The 18,261-nt window shown below is 68.4% G+C and carries 21 protein-coding genes and 1 pseudogene; 13 read left to right on the top strand and 9 right to left on the bottom strand.

What is annotated here, in order from left to right; genetic code table 11:
• Window positions 1-412 precede the first annotated feature (412 nt).
• Window positions 413-715, top strand: a complete 303-nt coding sequence (locus KME79_RS27040) for an SCO4225 family membrane protein (protein ID WP_219546892.1) — start codon at window positions 413-415, stop codon at window positions 713-715.
• 44 nt (window positions 716-759) lie between these two features.
• On the opposite strand, the gene KME79_RS27035 is transcribed toward KME79_RS27040, so the two are convergent.
• Window positions 760-2,196: a cellulase family glycosylhydrolase gene (locus KME79_RS27035; protein WP_308249065.1), complete on the bottom strand. Its 1,437-nt coding sequence runs from the start codon at window positions 2,194-2,196 to the stop codon at window positions 760-762.
• Between the two features lie 108 nt (window positions 2,197-2,304).
• Window positions 2,305-3,249: an AraC family transcriptional regulator gene (locus KME79_RS27030; RefSeq protein WP_219546891.1), complete on the bottom strand. Its 945-nt coding sequence runs from the start codon at window positions 3,247-3,249 to the stop codon at window positions 2,305-2,307.
• Window positions 3,250-3,369: 120 nt separating this feature from the next.
• Between KME79_RS27030 and KME79_RS27025 the strand changes: the two genes are divergently transcribed.
• The 3 genes from KME79_RS27025 (at window position 3,370) to KME79_RS45325 (ending at window position 5,623) form a co-directional block, all read left to right on the top strand.
• A complete protein-coding gene (locus KME79_RS27025; protein ID WP_246640511.1) occupies window positions 3,370-4,257 on the top strand; it encodes an SDR family NAD(P)-dependent oxidoreductase in 888 nt (295 codons plus the stop codon).
• A gap of 146 nt (window positions 4,258-4,403) precedes the next feature.
• Window positions 4,404-5,294 carry an MFS transporter gene (locus KME79_RS27020; protein ID WP_246640498.1) on the top strand — a complete coding sequence of 297 codons (891 nt, stop codon included), beginning with the start codon at window positions 4,404-4,406 and terminating at the stop codon, window positions 5,292-5,294.
• A complete protein-coding gene (locus KME79_RS45325) occupies window positions 5,261-5,623 on the top strand; it encodes an MFS transporter (protein WP_246640497.1) in 363 nt (120 codons plus the stop codon). The genes KME79_RS27020 and KME79_RS45325 overlap by 34 nt, the downstream gene beginning before the upstream one ends.
• 17 nt (window positions 5,624-5,640) lie before the next feature.
• Here KME79_RS45325 and KME79_RS27015 read toward each other — a convergent pair whose 3' ends face one another.
• Window positions 5,641-6,261 carry a VOC family protein gene (locus KME79_RS27015; protein WP_219546889.1) on the bottom strand — a complete coding sequence of 207 codons (621 nt, stop codon included), beginning with the start codon at window positions 6,259-6,261 and terminating at the stop codon, window positions 5,641-5,643.
• A gap of 90 nt (window positions 6,262-6,351) precedes the next feature.
• Window positions 6,352-6,669 carry a hypothetical protein gene (locus tag KME79_RS27010; RefSeq protein ID WP_219546888.1) on the bottom strand — a complete coding sequence of 106 codons (318 nt, stop codon included), beginning with the start codon at window positions 6,667-6,669 and terminating at the stop codon, window positions 6,352-6,354.
• Window positions 6,670-6,957: 288 nt separating this feature from the next.
• Between KME79_RS27010 and KME79_RS27005 the strand changes: the two genes are divergently transcribed.
• Complete coding sequence (locus KME79_RS27005) at window positions 6,958-7,269, top strand: hypothetical protein (RefSeq protein WP_219546887.1); 312 nt, start codon at window positions 6,958-6,960, stop codon at window positions 7,267-7,269.
• A gap of 18 nt (window positions 7,270-7,287) precedes the next feature.
• The gene (locus KME79_RS46535) at window positions 7,288-7,416 is read left to right on the top strand and encodes a hypothetical protein (RefSeq protein WP_281429503.1); all 129 of its coding nucleotides are present in this window, start codon (window positions 7,288-7,290) and stop codon (window positions 7,414-7,416) included.
• Window positions 7,417-7,621: 205 nt separating this feature from the next.
• Here the strand turns inward: KME79_RS46535 and KME79_RS27000 are convergent, their stop codons facing one another.
• Entirely contained in the window at window positions 7,622-7,942 is a 321-nt protein-coding gene (locus tag KME79_RS27000) for a GYD domain-containing protein (protein WP_219546886.1), read from the bottom strand.
• Between the two features lie 250 nt (window positions 7,943-8,192).
• Here KME79_RS27000 and KME79_RS26995 point away from each other — a divergent pair, with 250 nt between their 5' ends.
• Together KME79_RS26995 and KME79_RS26990 are read left to right on the top strand one after the other, a co-directional pair.
• Complete coding sequence (locus tag KME79_RS26995) at window positions 8,193-8,690, top strand: hypothetical protein (protein WP_219546885.1); 498 nt, start codon at window positions 8,193-8,195, stop codon at window positions 8,688-8,690.
• Window positions 8,691-8,849: 159 nt separating this feature from the next.
• Window positions 8,850-9,773 carry a slipin family protein gene (locus KME79_RS26990; RefSeq protein WP_219546884.1) on the top strand — a complete coding sequence of 308 codons (924 nt, stop codon included), beginning with the start codon at window positions 8,850-8,852 and terminating at the stop codon, window positions 9,771-9,773.
• 57 nt (window positions 9,774-9,830) lie between these two features.
• On the opposite strand, the gene KME79_RS26985 is transcribed toward KME79_RS26990, so the two are convergent.
• Together KME79_RS26985 and KME79_RS26980 are read right to left on the bottom strand one after the other, a co-directional pair.
• A complete protein-coding gene (locus tag KME79_RS26985) occupies window positions 9,831-10,475 on the bottom strand; it encodes an NADPH-dependent F420 reductase (RefSeq protein ID WP_219546883.1) in 645 nt (214 codons plus the stop codon).
• Window positions 10,472-11,326: an MBL fold metallo-hydrolase gene (locus KME79_RS26980; protein ID WP_219546882.1), complete on the bottom strand. Its 855-nt coding sequence runs from the start codon at window positions 11,324-11,326 to the stop codon at window positions 10,472-10,474. Before KME79_RS26980 ends, KME79_RS26985 begins: the two co-directional genes overlap by 4 nt.
• A gap of 111 nt (window positions 11,327-11,437) precedes the next feature.
• On the opposite strand from KME79_RS26980, the gene KME79_RS26975 reads away from it, so the two are divergent.
• The 4 genes from KME79_RS26975 (at window position 11,438) to KME79_RS26960 (ending at window position 15,103) form a co-directional block, all read left to right on the top strand.
• Window positions 11,438-11,764 (top strand): winged helix-turn-helix transcriptional regulator, encoded by a 327-nt coding sequence (locus tag KME79_RS26975; protein ID WP_308249064.1) that lies wholly within the window; start codon window positions 11,438-11,440, stop codon window positions 11,762-11,764.
• A gap of 140 nt (window positions 11,765-11,904) precedes the next feature.
• Window positions 11,905-13,467, top strand: coding sequence for a PP2C family protein-serine/threonine phosphatase (locus tag KME79_RS26970; protein WP_219546881.1), 1,563 nt, complete (start codon window positions 11,905-11,907; stop codon window positions 13,465-13,467).
• Window positions 13,464-14,567 (top strand): cobalamin B12-binding domain-containing protein, encoded by a 1,104-nt coding sequence (locus tag KME79_RS26965; protein WP_219546880.1) that lies wholly within the window; start codon window positions 13,464-13,466, stop codon window positions 14,565-14,567. The genes KME79_RS26970 and KME79_RS26965 overlap by 4 nt, the downstream gene beginning before the upstream one ends.
• Before the next feature lie 194 nt (window positions 14,568-14,761).
• Window positions 14,762-15,103, top strand: coding sequence for a DUF1540 domain-containing protein (locus tag KME79_RS26960; protein WP_261809047.1), 342 nt, complete (start codon window positions 14,762-14,764; stop codon window positions 15,101-15,103).
• A 102-nt stretch (window positions 15,104-15,205) separates the two neighbouring features.
• Here the strand turns inward: KME79_RS26960 and KME79_RS26955 are convergent, their stop codons facing one another.
• Together KME79_RS26955 and KME79_RS47680 are read right to left on the bottom strand one after the other, a co-directional pair.
• Window positions 15,206-15,403, bottom strand: a complete 198-nt coding sequence (locus KME79_RS26955) for a hypothetical protein (RefSeq protein ID WP_219546879.1) — start codon at window positions 15,401-15,403, stop codon at window positions 15,206-15,208.
• A 101-nt stretch (window positions 15,404-15,504) separates the two neighbouring features.
• Window positions 15,505-17,247, bottom strand: a pseudogene (locus tag KME79_RS47680) (IS1634 family transposase).
• 312 nt (window positions 17,248-17,559) lie between these two features.
• Here KME79_RS47680 and darT point away from each other — a divergent pair.
• Complete coding sequence (gene darT / locus KME79_RS26940) at window positions 17,560-18,255, top strand: type II toxin-antitoxin system toxin DNA ADP-ribosyl transferase DarT (RefSeq protein WP_219546876.1); 696 nt, start codon at window positions 17,560-17,562, stop codon at window positions 18,253-18,255.
• The last annotated feature ends 6 nt before the right edge of the window (window positions 18,256-18,261 follow it).

Here is an 18,261-nt window from a genome sequence, read left to right as displayed (position 1 = left end):
TAGGGGTTCATGGAGCAGTCGCGTCCCGTCCGTACCGAGCCGCTCAGGTAGGCGCCGGCGGCGACGTAGGTGCGCGGGCCGAGCCGCAGCTCCTCGTTCTGCACCGAGGCGAGCTCGGAGACGAAGCACCTCTCGCCGAACTCGTAGCCGGCGTGCCGTCCGGTGAGAGCGCGCTGGAGTTCGAGCTGCCTGTCCTGTTCTTCCTGACCGGCTTCGTCCCAGAAGGACCAGGGTGAGTAGTCGTGATGGTGACGGGCGAACGGCGCGTCGCCGTCGAGAGCGGTGGTGCCCATGCCAACCCCCGGGAAAGCGTTTGCCTACACGCTAACCCATGGCTCGCCGCCCACGATCATGGCCCGGCTTCGATGGGATACGCTCGTCCTCTTCCCGAGCGTCCGAGGAGGGTGACCGCGTGAGGCGCTACAGGAACGGCCGGCTCGCCGCGGTTCTCGCCGGTCTCTACGCCGGGCTGGTGATGCTCCTCGGCATCCCCTCGGCGGTGATCCTGCTGACCGTCCAGGACCCGATCCTGCTGTCCGGCTTCGCCCTCATGGTCGTCACCTTCCCGCTCGGGCCGCTCATCTGGTGGGGATGGCACTGGGTCCCGCCGCAGCTGGACGACCCCGTACTGCTCATCGTGCTGCTCACCGGAGCGGGCCTGCTGCAGGCGTATCTGCTCTGGCGCGTCGCGCGTGGCCCCGTGATCTCGGACTGATGCCACGCGGGCGCCCCGTCATGGGACGGGGCGCCCGTGTCGCGTCAGAAGTCGTCGGCGGTGCGGATCCGGTCGCGGACCCAGACACCGGCCTCCTTGAGCCTGCTCGTCCCGGCGAACGAGCCGCTCGGGCAGGTTCCGGTGGTGAAGACGGCGCCCGTACGGAAGTCGTCCGAGAAGTTCCAGTTCACCCAGCTGATCTTCTTCTGGGCCATGAGGTCGAGATACTGCTGCGACCTGGCGAAGTCGTTGGCCCCGTCGCCGGACGCGGTCTGCGTGCCGAACTCGGTCACGAAGATCGGCAGCCGGTCGGCGGCCCGGGACAGCGTGTTCAGGTACAGGCTGTCGTGCGAGGCCGCGTAGAAGTGGAACGTGTACATGATGTTGGCCGCGTTGACCGGGTTGTTGATGATCTCGGTCTCGTTGCCGCCGGCGGAGACGCCGAGTGACGACCAGCCCCGGGTGCCGACCAGGATCGGGGCGTCGGCGTCGTGCTGCCGGATCACCGGGATGAGCTGGTGCGCGTAGTCGCGGATGACGGGCCAGGTGACGGCGTCGCCGTTCGGCTCGTTGGCGATCTCGTACAGGACGTTCTTCTTGCCGTCGTGCCGCTGGGCGATCTCGGTGAAGAAGGTCTTGGCCCGGCTGAGGTTGTACATCGGGTCACCCGGGGTGAGCATGTGCCAGTCGACGATCGCGTACATCCCGCGGGCGGTGGCCATCTCGATCAGGGAGTGCACCCGGTCGGTGAACAGCCGGGGGTTGGTCTCGTACCCGCCCTCCTGGATGTACATCGAGATGCGCAGGACGTCGGCCTTCCAGTCGTTCGCCAGCGCGTCGAGCGACGCGCTGTTGAGGCACTGGTCGTACCACTGGATGCCGTGGCTGCTCATGCCGCGCAGCTGGATCTGCTTGCCGTTCTCGTTGCAGAGCTTGATGCCGCACACCCGCAGCTGCCCGTTGGCCTGGACCGGGGTGTCGCCGCCGCTGCCGCCCGTGGGAGTCCCGAAGACCTCCAGCTCCCACAGGGAGTAGCCCCACTGGGTGCCGCGCTGCGTGCCGTAGACCCGCACGTACCGGCCGCTGCCGCTGACCGTGAGGTCGTCGGTCCCCCCGTCACCGGCGGCGGTGGAGTAGACGTCGCTCCAGGTGGAGCCGTCGGGCGAGGTCTGCACCCGGTACGCCCTGGCGTGGGCGACCTCCCAGGTCAGCCGTACCCGGGTGATGGTGTGCGCGGCGCCGAGGTCCACCCGGATCCACTGCGGGTCCACCCCCTCGGCGCTGGCCCACCGCGTGGACGCGTTGCCGTCGACCGCCTTGTCCGGCTCCAGACCGGCGGCCTCGACCGAGGAGGCCGTGACGGGCCTGCCCTGCGACACCAGCGGGTCGGCCACGGCCGCGCTCGCGCCGGAGGGCACCATCAACGGCGCCACCAGCGCGGCCACGACCGCGAAGATCCTCGCACCTGCACTTCGCCTCACGAACGACTCCGATTCTCCGGGCGTATTCGGTTAGGAAAGTTTCTTAACGTGCGGCGCAGCATAGGTTGACACGGAACCCTCACACAAGGCCCAAGTTCCAGAAAAGTGTCAGGGTCGAGGGGTGACGCCCGCTCGATGGCGGCTCGGTGACACCCCGCGGACACGTTTGAAAGCCACGCTCAGCGCGAACGCGTTGGCGTATCCGACGCGGCGGGCGACCGAGTCGATCGTGGCCTCGGAGGAACGCAGGAGATCGGCGGCGAGCGCCAGCCGCCAGCCGGTGAGATACGTCATGGGCGGTTCGCCCACGAGTGTGGCGAAACGGCGCGCGAAGGCCGCGCGCGAGGCGCCCACCCTCCCGGCCAGGGACGCCACCGTCCAGGGATGCGCCGGGTCGCCGTGGATGAGTCGCAGGGCCGGGCCGATCAACGGATCGCTCTGCGCCTCGTACCACCCGGGAGCCTCGGCGCCGGGGCGGGCGAACCAGGCGCGCAGCGTCACGATCAGCGCCGCGTCCAGGAGCCGGTCGAGCACGACCTGCCGGCCTGGCCCTTCGCCATGAACCTCCTGGGCCAGGAGTTCCACGATCGGGGCGGTCGTGGACGACCGGGGCACGAGCACGATCTCCGGCAGGGCGTTGAGGAGCCGTTCGCTCACCTCTCCGCCGACCTGGTAGGTCCCGCTGGCCACGATCGCCGACCCGTCGGGGGCCGGTCCGCCGGTGCGCGGCCTGAGCCGCAGGTCGTCGGTGACGTCGACGTTGTCCGGAGTGGTCAGGCGGCTGCCCTCGTGGACGATGATCTGCGGCGGGGTGGCCGGGTCGTCGCTGATCGTGTACGGTCCCGGCCCCTTGACGATGGCCACGTCCCCGGTGCGCATCCGCACCGGCTCCCCCTCGTCGGGCACGATCCAGGCGTGCCCGCACAACGTGGTCGCCAGGGCGAGCCTGGCCCTGTCGGCGATGCGCAGCGACCACGGGGGTTCGAGGATCACCCGGCAGAACGCCGCAGTGCGCGCCCGGACGCCGTCGAGGAGGTCGGCGAGCGCGTCCACGACTCCAGCGTAGACGGACAGAGAGGGAAACGAGCGTACGGAATATGGATCGTCTCGCCGCAGGCGCGTTCACTGGGCATGACGCACGACACCGAAGATCGAGGAGGCGGCGTGCCGACGATGGTCATGACCGGCGGCACTTCAGGGTTCGGAGCGATCGCGGCCGAGCGGCTGGCCCTGACGAGGAACACCCGGCTACTCCTCGGCGCGCGCCGACCGGCGCCTGTCGGCGAGCCGATCCCGCTCGACCTCACGGAGCTGGAGTCGGTACGCGCCTTCGCGGCGTCGGTCCGCGAACGGCTGGGCGGCGCCCCCGTGGACGCGCTGGTGCTCAATGCCGGCGTGGTCCTCCCCGAGGCCGGCGGTCGGACCACTGACGGCTTCGAGACGACCTTCGCCGTCAACCACCTCGCCCACTACCTGCTGGCACGCCTGCTGCTGCCCGTCCTGGCGGACGGCGCGATCATCGTGCTGACCACGAGCGGCGCCCACGACCCCGCTACCCGCGCCGGGCTGCAACCTCCGCGTCACGCCGACGCGGAGCTGCTGGCGCACCCCGATCGCGACCCCCACCGGGACCCCCGGCCACGCAAGGCGGGCGAGCACGCGTACACGGCGTCCAAGCTGTGCACCGTGCTCACGGCACGCTCGCTGGCCGAGCGCGTCCGGCGGCTCACGGTGATCGCGTACGATCCGGGGCAGGTCTTCGGGACGCGCCTGGCCAAGGACCTGCCGATCCCCCTGCGCACGGCCTGGTCCCTGCTGGGCACACCGCTGCTGGGCCGGCCGCTGAGCAGATTCAACCCCCACGTCAACAGCCGCGCCGCCGCCGGAACCACCCTGGCCGACCTGGCGCTCGGCCTCACGGCTCCCCCGGCCGGACGCACGTACGCCTCCCTGCGGCGAGCGCGGCTCACCTGGCCGCACCCGTCCGAACTGGCACGCAGCGACGCGCAGGCACGAGCGCTCTGGAGCGCCAGCGCCGCCCTCGTCGGCCTGCCGGACTGATCGGGAACCCCTGGGGGCCTTTTCGCCCTCACAGGCATCTCTGCGGCACTGGTGAAACAGAGTGTGATGTACGACACTCCTCCCTAGAACACTGTTTTAGAACCGCGTTCTGGCGCTTCGGCGCCCGGAGCCGCGGAGGAGAAGTCATGGTCAAGGCCGTCGCCCGCGAACGCCGCAGACTCGGATCCCCGCCGCCCGGCGGCATCAGCCCGACCGATCCCAACCCTTTCGGGTGGGGGCCGTTCGTCGTCCTGTTCGTCGTCGGCATGGTCGATCGCATCGAAGCCAACCTGCTGTCCGGCGTACTGCCTCTGGTCCAGGCCGAATGGGGCTTCAGCGACACCGCGGCGGGATCCATCCCCACCGCCGCGGCGCTGGCCGCCACCCTCGTCGCCCTGCCCGCCGGCTACCTCGCCGACCGCTACAACCGCACCAGGATCCTGGGGATCGTGGTGCTCTGCTGGGCTCTGGCCACCCTCGGCACCGGCCTGGCCGCCGGGTTCGCCGTCTTCTACCTCATGCGGGTCCTGCTCGCCGCCGCCGAGAACATCGACAACCCCGCCGTCAGCAGCCTGCTCGCCGACTTCTACCCCGGCGCGCTGACCGCCCTCCTCGTCTGGCGCCTGCGCGAGCCGGAACGCGGCCAGATCGACAAGATCATGGCCGCCGCGTCCGTACCCCGGCAGGACCCGGCGCCACCGCGGGAAGCCGAGGCGAAACTGCTCTTCTGGCCCCAGCTCCGCCAGGTCCTGGCCACCCGCACCCTCGTCCTCGTCTCCGTCGGCGTGAGCATCCTCACCCTCGGCCTCGGCGGCGTCTACTACTGGCTGCCTTCCCTGATGGTCCGCGTCCTCGGCATGCAGACCGGCGTCGCCAGCAGCATCAGCGGCGGCGTCACCATCGTGGGCGTGCTGGCCGGCACCCTGATCGGCACCCACTTCGGGAACGGGTGCACGGCCGCGTCAAGGGCGGCCGGCTGCTCATCGGCGGCTCCGGCATCACCGTGGGCTCGGCTCTCCTCGGCGTCGCCCTGCTGATGAACTCGCCGGTGGCGATGGTGACCCTCATCCTGCTGGCCGTCATGATCTCCGCCACCGCCATCCCCACCTGCACGGCCTGCATCGCCGACGTGGTGGCGGCCAGGTCGCGCGGCGTCGGCTTCGCCGTCCTGCAGCTCCTCCTGACGATCGGCGTCGCCTTCGGTCCGCTGATCATCGGCATGACCTCCGACGCCGCCGGCTCCCTCCTGATGGCCATGTACGCGCTGATCGTGCCCATGATCCTGGGCGGCCTGGTGGTGCTGGCCGCCCGCGCACCGTACGAACGAGAGGCCGCCCGCGTCCTCGACGACGCCCGCGACTCCTGACCACCCCGTGTCCCCGGTCACTTTCCGTCGCGAGCCGCCTCCCAGACGAAGCCGTCCGGGTCGGTGAAGGGCCCGGCGTCGCCGCCGATGGCGAGCCGGTGCGATCCGGTGCCCTCGGGAGCGACGCCGGCGACCTTCGCCAGGGCGCGCCTCTTGTAGAGCGACAGTTTGACGGGACTCGACGGGGTGGCGAGCTCGACGTACTTGCGGCCGTAGCTCTTCGCCACGGAGAAACCGCGGTCGACGTAGAACTTCTTGCTCGCGGCCACGTCTTCCACTCCCAGTTGGAGCACGATCTCGTCGATCTGCGGGGAGGCCGGGCCGGTGTCCTTCTTCGACGAGGAGGCGACCGTCCAGATCGCCCCGCCCGGGTCCTGGACGACACCGCCATACCCCCACAGCGACTTCTCGGCCGGCTTCAACGCCGTCGCACCGGCGTCGAGCGCGGCATCGATGAGACCGTTGACGGTGGCCGGCTGGGACACGACGAGCGACAGCGTGAACCCGCGGAAGCCGGTCGTCGGCGCCTCCGAGGCCCGCAGCCGCAGCCAAGCGTCCGAACCGGGAACAGTGGTGGTGAACCGGGTGGCCGCCGTGGGGTCGGCAACCTCTAGGGTGACGAATTCGATGGAAGCCATAGCAGCCACGCTAGACGCGGCCCGGTGATCCCCACTTCTCCAATCCTGATCGGTCCACGGTTCTGGCCCCGGCGCCGCAGCGCTCGCAGGTCAGCGTGGACGGCCGAGAGCGGCCTCGGCCAGATCGGTCCACTTATCGGCCGAGGAGTGAGGCACGACCACCCAGTCCTTCACCACCCTGCCCTGCCCCGTCGGATCGAACAGGGACGCCCCGGCCAACTGGAGCGCGGCCGCGTACTCGGGGGTGTCCCTGACCAGCCGGAACACCATCGCGCCGTCACGCTGCAGGCTCGCGAACACCTTCCCCGCCTGGTCCTTGAGCGCGGGACGCCCCATCATCCTGGAGATCCCCACACCCAAATCAGCCAGCTCCGCGCCGACCTGCTGGAAATCCTCTTCCGCGCTCATCGTCAGTAGGCCCCGGAACTCCCTCGTGACGCGATCGTCTCGACCCCGCCTCCTGCAGCACGGCGATCATGCTAATCGTCCCGGCAGCACCGATCAAGGCCGGGCGAAAGGCGCCGGCTCGGCGATCCGCGCGTCCACATGACCACTACCAGCGCAGATCCCCACCATGATCACGATGGGTCACTGAAGTACTGGCCGGTCGTTCGCTCAACAGGCGCTCCACAGATTCTCAACATCGGCCTGGCTACCTTCGCGGTGTCCAGTACGACGAGCACCAAGGAGAACCCGATGCGAACGCTCAACACGATGGTCCTCGGTGCGGCGGTCGCCGCCGCGGCTCTGACCGCGGGCGCCCCCGCGCAGGCCGCCGTCCAGACCAGCGCCCAGACCTCCCCCACCACCGTCACCCCGGCCGCCGCGGCGACCGGCTCGACGGGGGTGTCCTGCCGTGAGGTGCGTGTGTACCGTCCGGAGATGCGCAAGGGACACGTGGCCGCGACCGGCTGGTCGAGAGGCTGCTCCCGCAACCAGCGCACCAAGATCATGCTTCAGCGCAAGCGCTGGTACGGCTGGCAGAACATCTCCAGCGCCTCCTGGTAAGGGGCCGGCAAGAAGACGTTGTACAAGGGCTGCAAGCGGGGAACCGTCTTCACCTACCGCCTGCAGGGCCAGGTCAGCTACTACGCAGGAAGCAAGTACGTCGTCCGCAACGGCTGGAGCCCCAAGATGCGCGCGAAGTGCCCGTGACGCGCTCCGGTGACCACCCAGTACTCCAGTGACTGATCTCGAGGCGTTGGGGTCGCGTGGAGACGGCCACCGCGTGATCATCCGGAGTTCGCGGACGCGCGGTGGCCGCGAGCGTAGGCCCTGACGGCTGGATGGTCATCGTCAACGAGCCGGCCTTCCACCGCTGCCACGCGCCAGGCTGACCTGAATCGCAATCACCTGACTGTCACGCGCCAGGAGCCCGGTACGCCACCTCCATCCGCGTGGCGTCGTCGATCTCCTCTGTGGTCAGCAGGACGGTCGTCTTCGTCCGTACGGCCCCGGTCGCCGATATCGTGAGCCCCACAGCGGCCGAAGCCGCATTGTTCGGCAGGTCGAGAACCACATACGTGTCCGTCTCCCCGAACGCGAAGTACATCTGCTCGACCCGGCCACCGACGCTTTCCGCCACGCGCTCCACCGCCTGCCGACGCCCGGTGCCGCCGTCTCGCAACACTCCTTTGAGGCCGTCTGCGGTGTAAGTCGCCTGAATCAGGTACTTGGGCATGGTCGAGTCCCTCTTTTCGTGCCGCCACCCTGCACTGGGGCGGCCATCGCGGTCACGGGATCGACGTTCTCGGCTTCAGATGACGGTAATCCCACCCTCTGTACTGGTTTTCCCCTGTCGCAGCCTTAGCTCGGCCGTGGCAGCTCGCCTGCCAGGCATGCGTTCATACGCCGTTGATGCGTACAGAAGCTCAAGCTATCGAGAGTGTTCGGAAAGAGGCGGACGAGTCATGCTGACAGGTGTCGAGGGCGTGAGCGGACTCTGGAGCAGGCAGATGATCAACGAGACGCCGTACCTGCGGCTTCAGGCAGACTACGTCGGCCGGTTGGGGGTCGAGGTCGGCATCTTCGTCGCCGTCGACCACCTGCGACGCAAGAACCTGCTCACGCCGGAGGAGGAAGAGCTCTACTTCGACATCGACGACTGGTTCCGCGAGCACCTGCCCGAGCCGCCTTTCTACGCGGACGGGAACACCATCGGCGCGATCACCTGGTTCAAACACGCCACCACGGGCGCGATGCTCACCCGTCTCAGGCCGCTGCGGGACCTCCTGTCGGTGCACGACGTGCGATGCGACCTCGTACGGGCGAGCGATCCAGGCGAGCTCGTCTACGAGGACCAGTACCAGGTCGGCGTGATTCCCAGGATCCGGAAACGCCCCTCACAGCTGCCGCCCGGCGTCACACTCGGACCGACCACCTCGGGTTCCAAACGGCACCTCGCCCGCCGTTCACCCGAACCCAGATGACGCGCCGGACCTGGTCTCGGCGATCTCGGCCATGTCGAAGAACTCCTCGGTGAGACGGCGTCCACGCGGCCGCGCCGAAGCCGCTGACCAGGTCTTGACGCCTGCCTTACCGACGCGGGCGGATGCCCGGATCTAGCCTTGAGCTGGAAGGGGCATGCCATGATCACCACTATCGTGATCGGGCTGATCGCCATCCTCGTAGCCTGGCTGGTGGTCAGCGTCCGAGTCGTCAACCAAGTCGAGCGAGGCGTGGTCTTCCGCTTCGGCAAGGCTCAGCAGGAGATCCGCCCGCCAGGGCTCACCTTCCTCATCCCGGTCGTGGATCGGATGAAGAAGGTGAATATCCAGATCGTCACGATGCCGGTGCCCACGCAGGAAGGCATCACCCGTGACAACGTCTCCGTCCAGGTCGACGCCGTCGCGTACTTCCGGGTCGAGGAGCCGATGCGGGCGGCCATCGCGGTGCAGAACTACCTGTTCGCGATCGAGCAGGTAGCCCAGACGTCACTGCGCTCGATCATCGGCAAGAGCGATCTGGACGACCTGCTCTCCAACCGCGAGGAGCTGAACAAGGGCTTGGCGCTGATGATCGACAGTCCCGCGCTCGGCTGGGGCATCCACATCGACCGCGTGGAGATCAAGGATGTCCATCTTCCCGAGGGCATGAAGCGATCCATCGCCCGCCAGGCCGAGGCCGAGCGGGAGCGCAGGGCCCGTGTGATCACCGCGGACGGGGAGTTCCAGGCCGCGCAGAGGCTCGCCGACGCCTCGGCCATCATGAACGAGGCCCCGGGTGCGCTTCAGCTGCGCCTGCTGCAGACCATGGTGGAAGTGGCGGCCGAGAAGACCTCCACACTGGTCATGCCGGTGCCCGTGGAGCTCCTGCGCTTCTTCGAACGCTCCGCGAACAGCGCCCCGGTCCCGGAGGCCACGGAGCAGCCCGCCAGTTCCGCAGAGGAGGAGCCCGAAAGGCAGCCTGCCGTGACGAACTCCGCCACGCCCGAACTGGCCCCGTCAGGGCGCTCCTTCGACCGGTCCGCCGCGGAATCGGCCATGAAGAACGGCGCCTCGCGTACTCCATAGACCATCAGCCTCTCCAGGACCGGATGGGACGGTGTGCCGGCGCAGGGGTCCGCTCCGTCAGCGGAGGATCGCGAAGTTGAAGTCCGAGGTCCGCAGGGTGCCGCTGAGAGATATCCAGAGCAGCACGAGGGGCTCGACGCTGCGGGCGGCGGACAGGCCGCCGAGGTCGAGGATCTGCCGATCGGCCCACCCGAACGACTTCAGCAGATCCGCGACTTGCGCCCTGGCGGCCTCGTCGTCCCCGCACACGAACACGTTGTGCGGTCCCGGGACCTGCGCCGGATCGGTCATCAGTGTGTTGTGCATCGTGTTGAGCGTCTTGACGATGCGGGTGCGGGGGAAGGCTTGCTGCAGTTGTTCGGCGACGCTTCCAGCCGCGGGCACGACCAGCCGGGGCGGGAAGCCCTGCGAGAAGTCCAGCGGGTTGGACACGTCCACCACGATCTTGCCGTCGAGGTTGGCGGTCCCCGCGGCCTTCAGGGCGGCGAGTGCCACGAGCCCGCCGGTGGCGTTGACGACGAGCTCGCCGTGGGTGGCCGCGCCGGCGAAGGTGTCGTGGTGCCCTTGATGCTCGCGCGCCCACGCGGCGGCGACCGGATTGTCCGCCGTACGGGAGCCGAGCGTCACCTCGTGGCCGAGACCGGAGAGCCTGGAGGCGAGCCGGCGGCCGACGTCTCCGGTTCCCAGGACCCCGATCTTCACTGCTGCGTCCTTGGTGCCGGTTCACGGTCGTCGGCGGCCAGCTCCGCGGCGACGGCGTCGGCGCCCAGCCCGACCAGCCAGTCCAGCCGCGCGTCGGGGGAGAAACGCGTCATGGTGCGCGTGAGCTCATGCTTGTCGTCGTCAGTGAGGCTGGAAGCTCCGCGGGCGAGCCGTTCGATCGTCTCGCGGTACATCATCAGGTACCGGCGTTGCGCGTCCAGCATGGAAGCATCGCCGGACGGCCCGTGACCGGGCAACAGCGGCACCCCGCGGAGATCGCGAGCGATCCGGTCGAGGGCGGCCAGCCAGTGCCCGGAGTGGCCGTCGCTCAGGTACGAGTGCATCGACCCGAACGCCAGGTCCCCGATGAACGCGGCACGCCGGTCACCGCTCCGGGCCACGATGTAGGAGTCGGCGTGACTCTCGGCCGGGCCGATGTCGTGCACGGTCACCCGCAGGCCACCGACGTCGACGCCGTCGCCGGTGGCGAGCAGATGCTCAGGCACCCGGTAGCGGTCGGGCCACTGGTCGCCGTACACGGGCCGCCATTGCTCCCGCTTGGCGTCGGCGCTCTGCTCGATCTCCTTCGCGACGGCCGCGGTGGCGTACACGGGGACGGTTTCGGGCACGACGTACGGCAGCCCGTTGAAGTGGTCGGGGTGTGGATGGGTCACAAAGGCGGCCAGCAGCGGCTTGCGCAGCGCGGCGAGGCGGGCGGCCAGGGCCTCGGCATCGGCGACCAGCAGGTTCGCGTCGATCAGCACTACGCCGTCGTCCGTCTCCAGCAGGTAGCTGTTGGCGAAGATCCCTGGCTCTGCGGCGGTGTAGACATGACACTGGAAGTCCGTCATCGGCGGCGTCTCTCTTCCTTACGTTCGCGGTGCTGTCGAACGTAAGGGCTGGGACGCCCGTCTCCCAGAAGGCACTTTGAAGTGCCCTTGCCACTCCCGCCGGAGGCGCCCGTGGACCTGACGATCCCTGACGTGCTGGAGGAGTCCTGTGCCACCCGCCAGGCGTTGGAGCGGCTGGCAGCCAAGTGGCGGATCCTGCTGATCTACGCCCTGATGGACGGCCCGCAGCGGCCTGCCCGCCTGCGCCGCCGCCTGCCCGGCATCACGCAGAAGGTGCTGACCGAGACGCTGCGCGGCATGGAGGCGGACGGGCTCATCACCCGTGACGTCCACAAGGAGACCGTTCCGCAGCACGTCGAGTACGCCCTCACCGATCTCGGCAGGTCCCTGCAGGAACCCCTCGCGGCCATCTGCGCCTGGGCCGTCGAGCACGCCTGACAGTCGCGAAGACGACCCGGGCTACGCGGCGCGTCCTGCGGCGAAAAATGACACAACATCAATTGTCCGGCGAGAAAGCCATGTACATCCCGGCAGTACGGTTGAGGTTTGACAGCGATCGCGCACGAGGCAGGATCGGCATGCTGGGGGAGGACTCACCGTACCCACTGGTGGTGACCGGCGTCTCAGGCGCCGTCGAACAGGCGAACGAGGCCGCCCGGTCACTGTTCCACGACGGGCCGGCGTGGCTCGCCGAAGCCCAACGCGGGCTCTCGGCTCGGCTGACGACGGGCCGGGAGGTCCTGGCGTGCGCGCCCGTCCGCGGACCGATCGGTGAGCGAGTGTTCGAGGCGCATCCCGTGTGGGCCGACGGCGGCCATGTCACCTGGTTGCTGATCGACGTCACCGGACAGCAGCAGGCCATGGAGACCTTGCAGGCCGAGCGCGACTCCGCCTTGTCCATGGTGCAGGCCGCCACCGAGTTGTTGTCCACCCTGAACCTCGACCGCTGCCTGGAGACCACCGCGCGGTTGGCGGTGCGGCATCTCGCCGAGTCCGCGCTGGTCGTCATGCCGCTGGAAAGCCGCCAGTACGAGCTCGCCTTCTGCACTTCGGAGGGCGAGGCCGGACGCGAAAGCGTACACCTCGACCCGCTGACGATCCCGGGGCTCAACGAGGCGTTGCAGGGGTTCCCGCCGGTGCCCGTCCGCTGGATCGACCCCGCCCTGGTGCCCGGCCAGGTGCTCCGCGGCCGGCGGCGCGGGATCCGTTCCGCGGCCGTGATCTCGCTACCCGGGCACGGCATGCCCGTAGGCGCGCTCGTCCTGCTGCGCCATACGGCCGGGTTCTCCCCCCGCGAGGAGATGTTCGCCCGGCTGTTCGCCGCACGGGCCGGCACCGCGATCTCCATCGCCCGCCTGTACTCCGACCAGGTGGCCATCACCGAACTGCTGATGGCCGGCCTGCTGCCGCCGGTGATACCGCAGCTGGACGGCGTCGAAGTGGCGGCCCGCTATCGGGCGGCAGGCGGCAGCTCGCGGGTCGGCGGGGATTTCTACGACGTGTACCCGGCCGTCGGCTCGGGGCGGCACTCCCTGGTGGTGCTGGGCGACGTCTCCGGCAAGGGGCTGGAGGCCGCTGTCCTCACCGGGAAGATCCGTGACACGTTGCGCGCCCTGCTGCCGCTGGCCGATGACCACCAGCAGGTGCTGGAGCGGCTCAACGACGTGCTGCTCGCCGGCGAGAGCCTCCGCTACGTCACGCTCGTGCTGGCCGGCGTCGAGCGCCGCGGCACGCGAGTCGCCTTGCGGCTGACCAGCGCCGGACATCCGCCGCCGATGATCGTGCGCGACGACGGCCGGGTGGACGTCACCACAGCCCACGGCACGGCGATCGGTCTCCTGGACGAGGTCACCAGCGCCACCGAGACGGTGCTCCTGCAGCCCGGGGAGAAGTGCCTGCTCTATAGCGACGGCGTCATCGAAGCCAGAGGGGGGCCGCTCGGCGACGAGTGGTTCGGCGACGAGCGGTTGCGCGAGGAACTGCGGCGGAGCGTCGGCGTGCCGACGAACGCCCTGGCGGAACACGTGCAGATGCTCGCGCTGCAATGGGCGGGCGACCGTGAGCACGACGACATAGCGATCGTCGCCATCGGCGCCCCAGGTGAGGCACCCCCTGCTGCGACCGGAGGACCGGGGCCGTGAAGGACGACATGGAGCAGTACGTCGAGGCGCTGCGGGCGGCGGCGACGGCCGGCGACGAGTACGCCGCGGTAAAGGTGGCGCAGGACGCGCACGACGCCGGTGTCTCCTTGGAGCGCCTCCTCCTCGACGTCGTCGCCGTCGCGCAGGCACGCATCGGCGAGGAGTGGGCGGCCAACCGCATCACCGTCGCCCAGGAGCACATGGCGACCGCCGTCAACGAGGGCGTGCTCGCCGTCCTCGCCAACACGATCGACACGACGGACCACGGTCCCGCGCCGCTCAAGTGGCGGATCTGCGTGGCGTGCGTCGAGGGCGAGTGGCACACCTTCCCCACCCGGTTGCTGGCCGAGGTGCTGCGGCTGCGCGGCTGGACGGTCGACTACCTAGGAGCCCATGTGCCGACCCGGCACCTGATCGTGCACCTGCACAGGACGGCCCCGGACATGGTCGCGCTTTCCAGCTCGATCGCCACCCGCCTGCCCGCTGCGCACGCCGCGATCAGCGCGTGCCAGGCGGCCGGCACGCCCGTGCTCGCGGGCGGCGCCGCCTTCGGCCCCGACGGCCGTTACGCCCGCCTGCTGGGAGCCGACGCCTGGACGCCCGACGCCCGTGCCGCCGCTGACCTGCTCGACGCCGGGCCGCTGCCCCGGAGGCACGCGCCCGGCCCGAGCACCGAGCGGCAACCGCATCTCGCCTCCCATGAGTACGCCCTGTTCACCGACCGCAAGCCAGACCTGGTCAGAGGCGCTCTGGAAGAGCTGAGCCGGTGCGTTCCCGAGACCGGGCCCCGGCCTGCGGAAGCGCCCGTCCTCACCGCGGAGGACGTGGCGTTCACCGTCGATTTCCTGGGCACCGCCGTGTACGTGAACGATCCCGAGCTGTTCGTCTCTTACACGAGGTGGCTGGCATGGACGCTCACCCAGCGCGACGCGACGCCGCACGCACTGACCGCCGTACTTGACGCCCTGGGCGCCCGCCTCACGGGCCTCCCGCACGCCCTCAACACCCTGGCCCGGGGGCGTGAGGCGACGGCGGGCTCTCAGCAGGCGGGCGAGTCTCCAGAAGGGGAAATCCCTCCCCGCGAAAATGGACAGAGGTAATAAACAGGTACTGAGGGTGGGGAAGGAGATCCTTTGTGCGTACAGTGATGGGCCGCGGCCTACGGTCGCCCTCGATGACGTCTGGCTGCGTACCCCAGAAACGCCAGAAAGGCCGCGAAGCCAACGCATACGGCAAAACTTCACCCTGCTTCATGACGACTCAGAGTGGGCTCACCGGAGCTGGGGCAGCATCTGTGAGCGGTTTCGACAAGCCGCTCACCGGCGCCACTTCAACGTCCCGGAGGATTCCGATGAAGATGCCTGTAGTGAACGAATGCGAAGTGGATGCGTGCGCCTACAACACCGACCGCAGGTGTCATGCACTGGCCATCACCGTAGGTGATATCCGCCATGCCCATTGCGACACCTTCTTCCGCACTTCCGCCAAGGGCGGCGATCCCACCACCGTGGGCCACGTCGGCGCATGCAAGATGTCCGACTGCCGGCACAACGTCCAGTTCGAGTGCCAGGCTCCCAACATCACGGTCGGCTATGTGGAGAACACCGCGGACTGTCTCACCTATTCGCCCGCTTGAGGCCCACTCGAGCTCGGCACGGTAGCGGGTCATCGACTCGACTGCCCGCCTCTTCGTCCTCAAGGTCATCGGAGGGTTGCACCCCCCACCGAAAGCAGACTGTCAAGCGGCCATCGTCAGTGTGGGGGTTCCCGGCCCGTCAAGCTCGTCCAGCGCCACTCGTCGCCCTGAGATGGCCAGGAGGAGCGAAAGCGCGGTTCCGCTCACTTCCAGGCCGTCTCCGATCGACAGGTCGGTGTCCGTCGCCGTAAGCCGGATACGCGCCACCAGTTCCTCCCGAGTTTCGCAGTTGATGGGCATACGGATCTTGTGAATGTGCGGGATGAGCTGGGAGAACAGGCACGCGATGCTGACGAGGTCGTGTGTCCACGCCCACGTCGAGCGTTTTCGCAGGTCAGCGTCTATTCGGGGGTGTGGAGGCTGCTCATCTTTGGGGGTGGAGTCGTCCCGCAGGCCTTGTAGATGTGCGCCTGGGCCGGGGTGAGTTTGGTGGTCTGATGGAGACGGCCGACGGGTCCGGCCAGGGTGACTTGGTGCAGGCGGGACAGCTCGCGATTGATCGTGCGCCAGGTCTGCCCGGTGCGGCGCTCGGCGACCCGGATGAGCAGCAGGGCCAGCCAGCACAGCAGCACGTGAGCGGTGATCCGCTCATCGAGCCGGTGGTAGACGGGCCGCAGGTCCAAGGTCGTTTTCATGGTGCGGAACGCCGCCTCGGCCTCCAGGAGGTTCTTGTAGCCGAGTGCGATGTCCTCCGGCGTCAGATCCGGGTCGCTGGTGGCGATGAGGTACTTGCCGTCCAGGTTCGCCTCCCGGTTCACCTTCGCGGCGTCGATCGACAGCCTGCCGGTGGCCGGGTGCTGCTTGAGCCATCGGCCCAGGCTCGGGTGGTCGCGCAGGGCGCATCCGGCCTTGCGATGCGGCGCGTCCGACGGCTTGGCCACCGGCCGCTTCTTACCCGCTTTGACGGCTTTGGCCTGGGCCTTCTTCAAGTCGGCGGCCCGGGCTGCGGCGATCCGTTCCAACTCCACGCCGATCGCTTCTCACTGCTGGGCGCGCCGGATCCGATCACGTTCGGCTTCGATCGGGTTGTGGCAGATGATCCAGCGCCGTCCCGGATCGGAGCCGAGCTTGACCTCCTTGACCCGCAGGTTGTCGCGGACCTCCTGGTAGCGACCCTGACGCGACAGCGCCTCGACCGCTTGGGCGCTGCCCTCACGCATCTTGACACCGCAGATGTAGTGGCCGCCGGCCCGCTGCAGGTAGGCCATGTTCTCCCGAGAGGAGAACCCCGAATCGCAGACCGTGACGACCCGCCCCAGCCGCCAGGACCGCAGGTCGTCCTTGACCTGCTCGATCACCGTCATGTCGGAGGTGTCGCCCGGCCAGACCCAGCAGCGGACCGGGATGCCTTCCCGGGTGACGGCCAGCCCGATCACGATCTGCGGCAGGTCCCGCCGATGGTCCTTCGAGTGCCCGAACCGGCGCAGCCCCTGCTCGCCGGCCTCATCGGCGTCCGGTTCGCCATCGCGCTCGAAGTAGGTCGAGGTCGTATCGAAGAAGATCAGGTCGACTTCGAGGTTGAGCAGGTTGGCCGCGGCGAAGAACACCGCCTCCGATACCTGGCCCTGGGCGTCCGCGGTCACCAGCAGGTCCATCGCCCGCATCGCCTGGTCCTTGTCCATGGCGGCCAGGCCCGGCACGGCCACCGCGTGGGTCACCCACTCGGCCGCCGCGAGCTTGGAGGAGGGCGCCACCGCCCGGTTGGCGACCAGTGCGAAGATCACGCGTTCGATGTCGGTGCGGAATCGGCGTGGTCCCAGCACTGTGGCCAGGGCCTTGTCGATGTCCAGGGCCCGCCACAGCTCGTTCAGCAGCCAGATTGCCCCGATCGGCCGGGACTCCTCCACCGACAGCGGCCCCGCCTGCACTCCCAGCGGCAGCGCCAGGTCGCCGTCGTCGCCGAGATACCGGTTGATCGAGGCGACGAGGCGCCGCAGCGCCTCCACGTCCAGTTTGTCCTCGCGGCCCAGGTTGACCAGCACCTCGGCCTGGGTCGTCCCGTTGATCCGCCGGTTGTTGGCCAGTTGCAGGTAGCGGACCACGCTGCCGTCGCCGTTCTTCCGCTGCGTCTTCCGCAGGTACATGCCCGCATCTTCCACCATGAGCATCAGCTGGCGCAGGCGAATCGATAACAGTCGTGTGCCCACATATTCCGTTCGCATCAGCAGCCTCAGCGCGATGACCAGCGGTTACACCCGGCGATCAAGCCTCATGTGCCTACCAACTGCGAAACTCGGGCAGATCATCGGCATCGACGGACCGGTACCAGTGTTCGGGTCATGGCAACAGCAAACGCGGTCAAGGCTGTGAAGATCGTCGAAGCTTCGCAGGGAGGTGCGCTAGTTTGTACGAGACACGGTTAGGAGCGAAGGAATGGGCGCGCCGAAGGGACCGATGTGGAGCTTCATTACATTCCGGACTCAGGGTTCGTCGCCCGTGGCGGGAAGGGCCCCCGACGCGATGCTCCACGGGACTGGATCGTTTGGCACTTCACACACGTCAGCAATCTTCAAGCGATCGTGAGCCAAGGTCGACTTGTCTGCGGCTCTGCGGCCCGGCCTACGCGCGACGTCGCGAACGCGGCCGTCAAAGCTCGCCGTGCGGAACGAATCGTTGACCCCGATGATGACTATCCAACCTCTTACGTGAATGATCACGTTCCTTTCTACATCGCCGCGAAATCTCCGATGCTTTACGTCATGCATCGTGGCCACGAGAGCTATCGCGAAGGATGCGAGCCTTTAATTTTTCTGGGTGCTGCTCTCGGGGACATCATCGATTCAGGCTTGACTTGGTGCGTTAGCGACTCCAACGCAGCAACTCAGTATGTGGAGTTCTCGAGAGACGAGGCCACGCTGGGCTCGTTCGTAGACTTTGATCTCTTGCTCCAGCGCGACTGGTACAACACAGCGGACGACACGGACCGCAAGAGCCGCCGCGCAGCCGAGGTTCTCGTGCTGGGGCAAGTCCCTCTCGACCTGATCTCCATAGTAGTCGCTAAGAGCGAAGACATGCTCACAGCGGCTCGGGGTATGTTCCAAAGTGTCGGTGGTACACGAGAGTATCGTGTCGTACCTGGCCTGTACTACTAGGGCGGA

The organism is Nonomuraea harbinensis (genome assembly GCF_019396385.1).
GTDB lineage: Bacteria > Actinomycetota > Actinomycetes > Streptosporangiales > Streptosporangiaceae > Nonomuraea > Nonomuraea ferruginea.
Note: the sequence above shows the minus strand (reverse complement) of the source record. Positions and strands in the feature narration are given on the sequence as shown.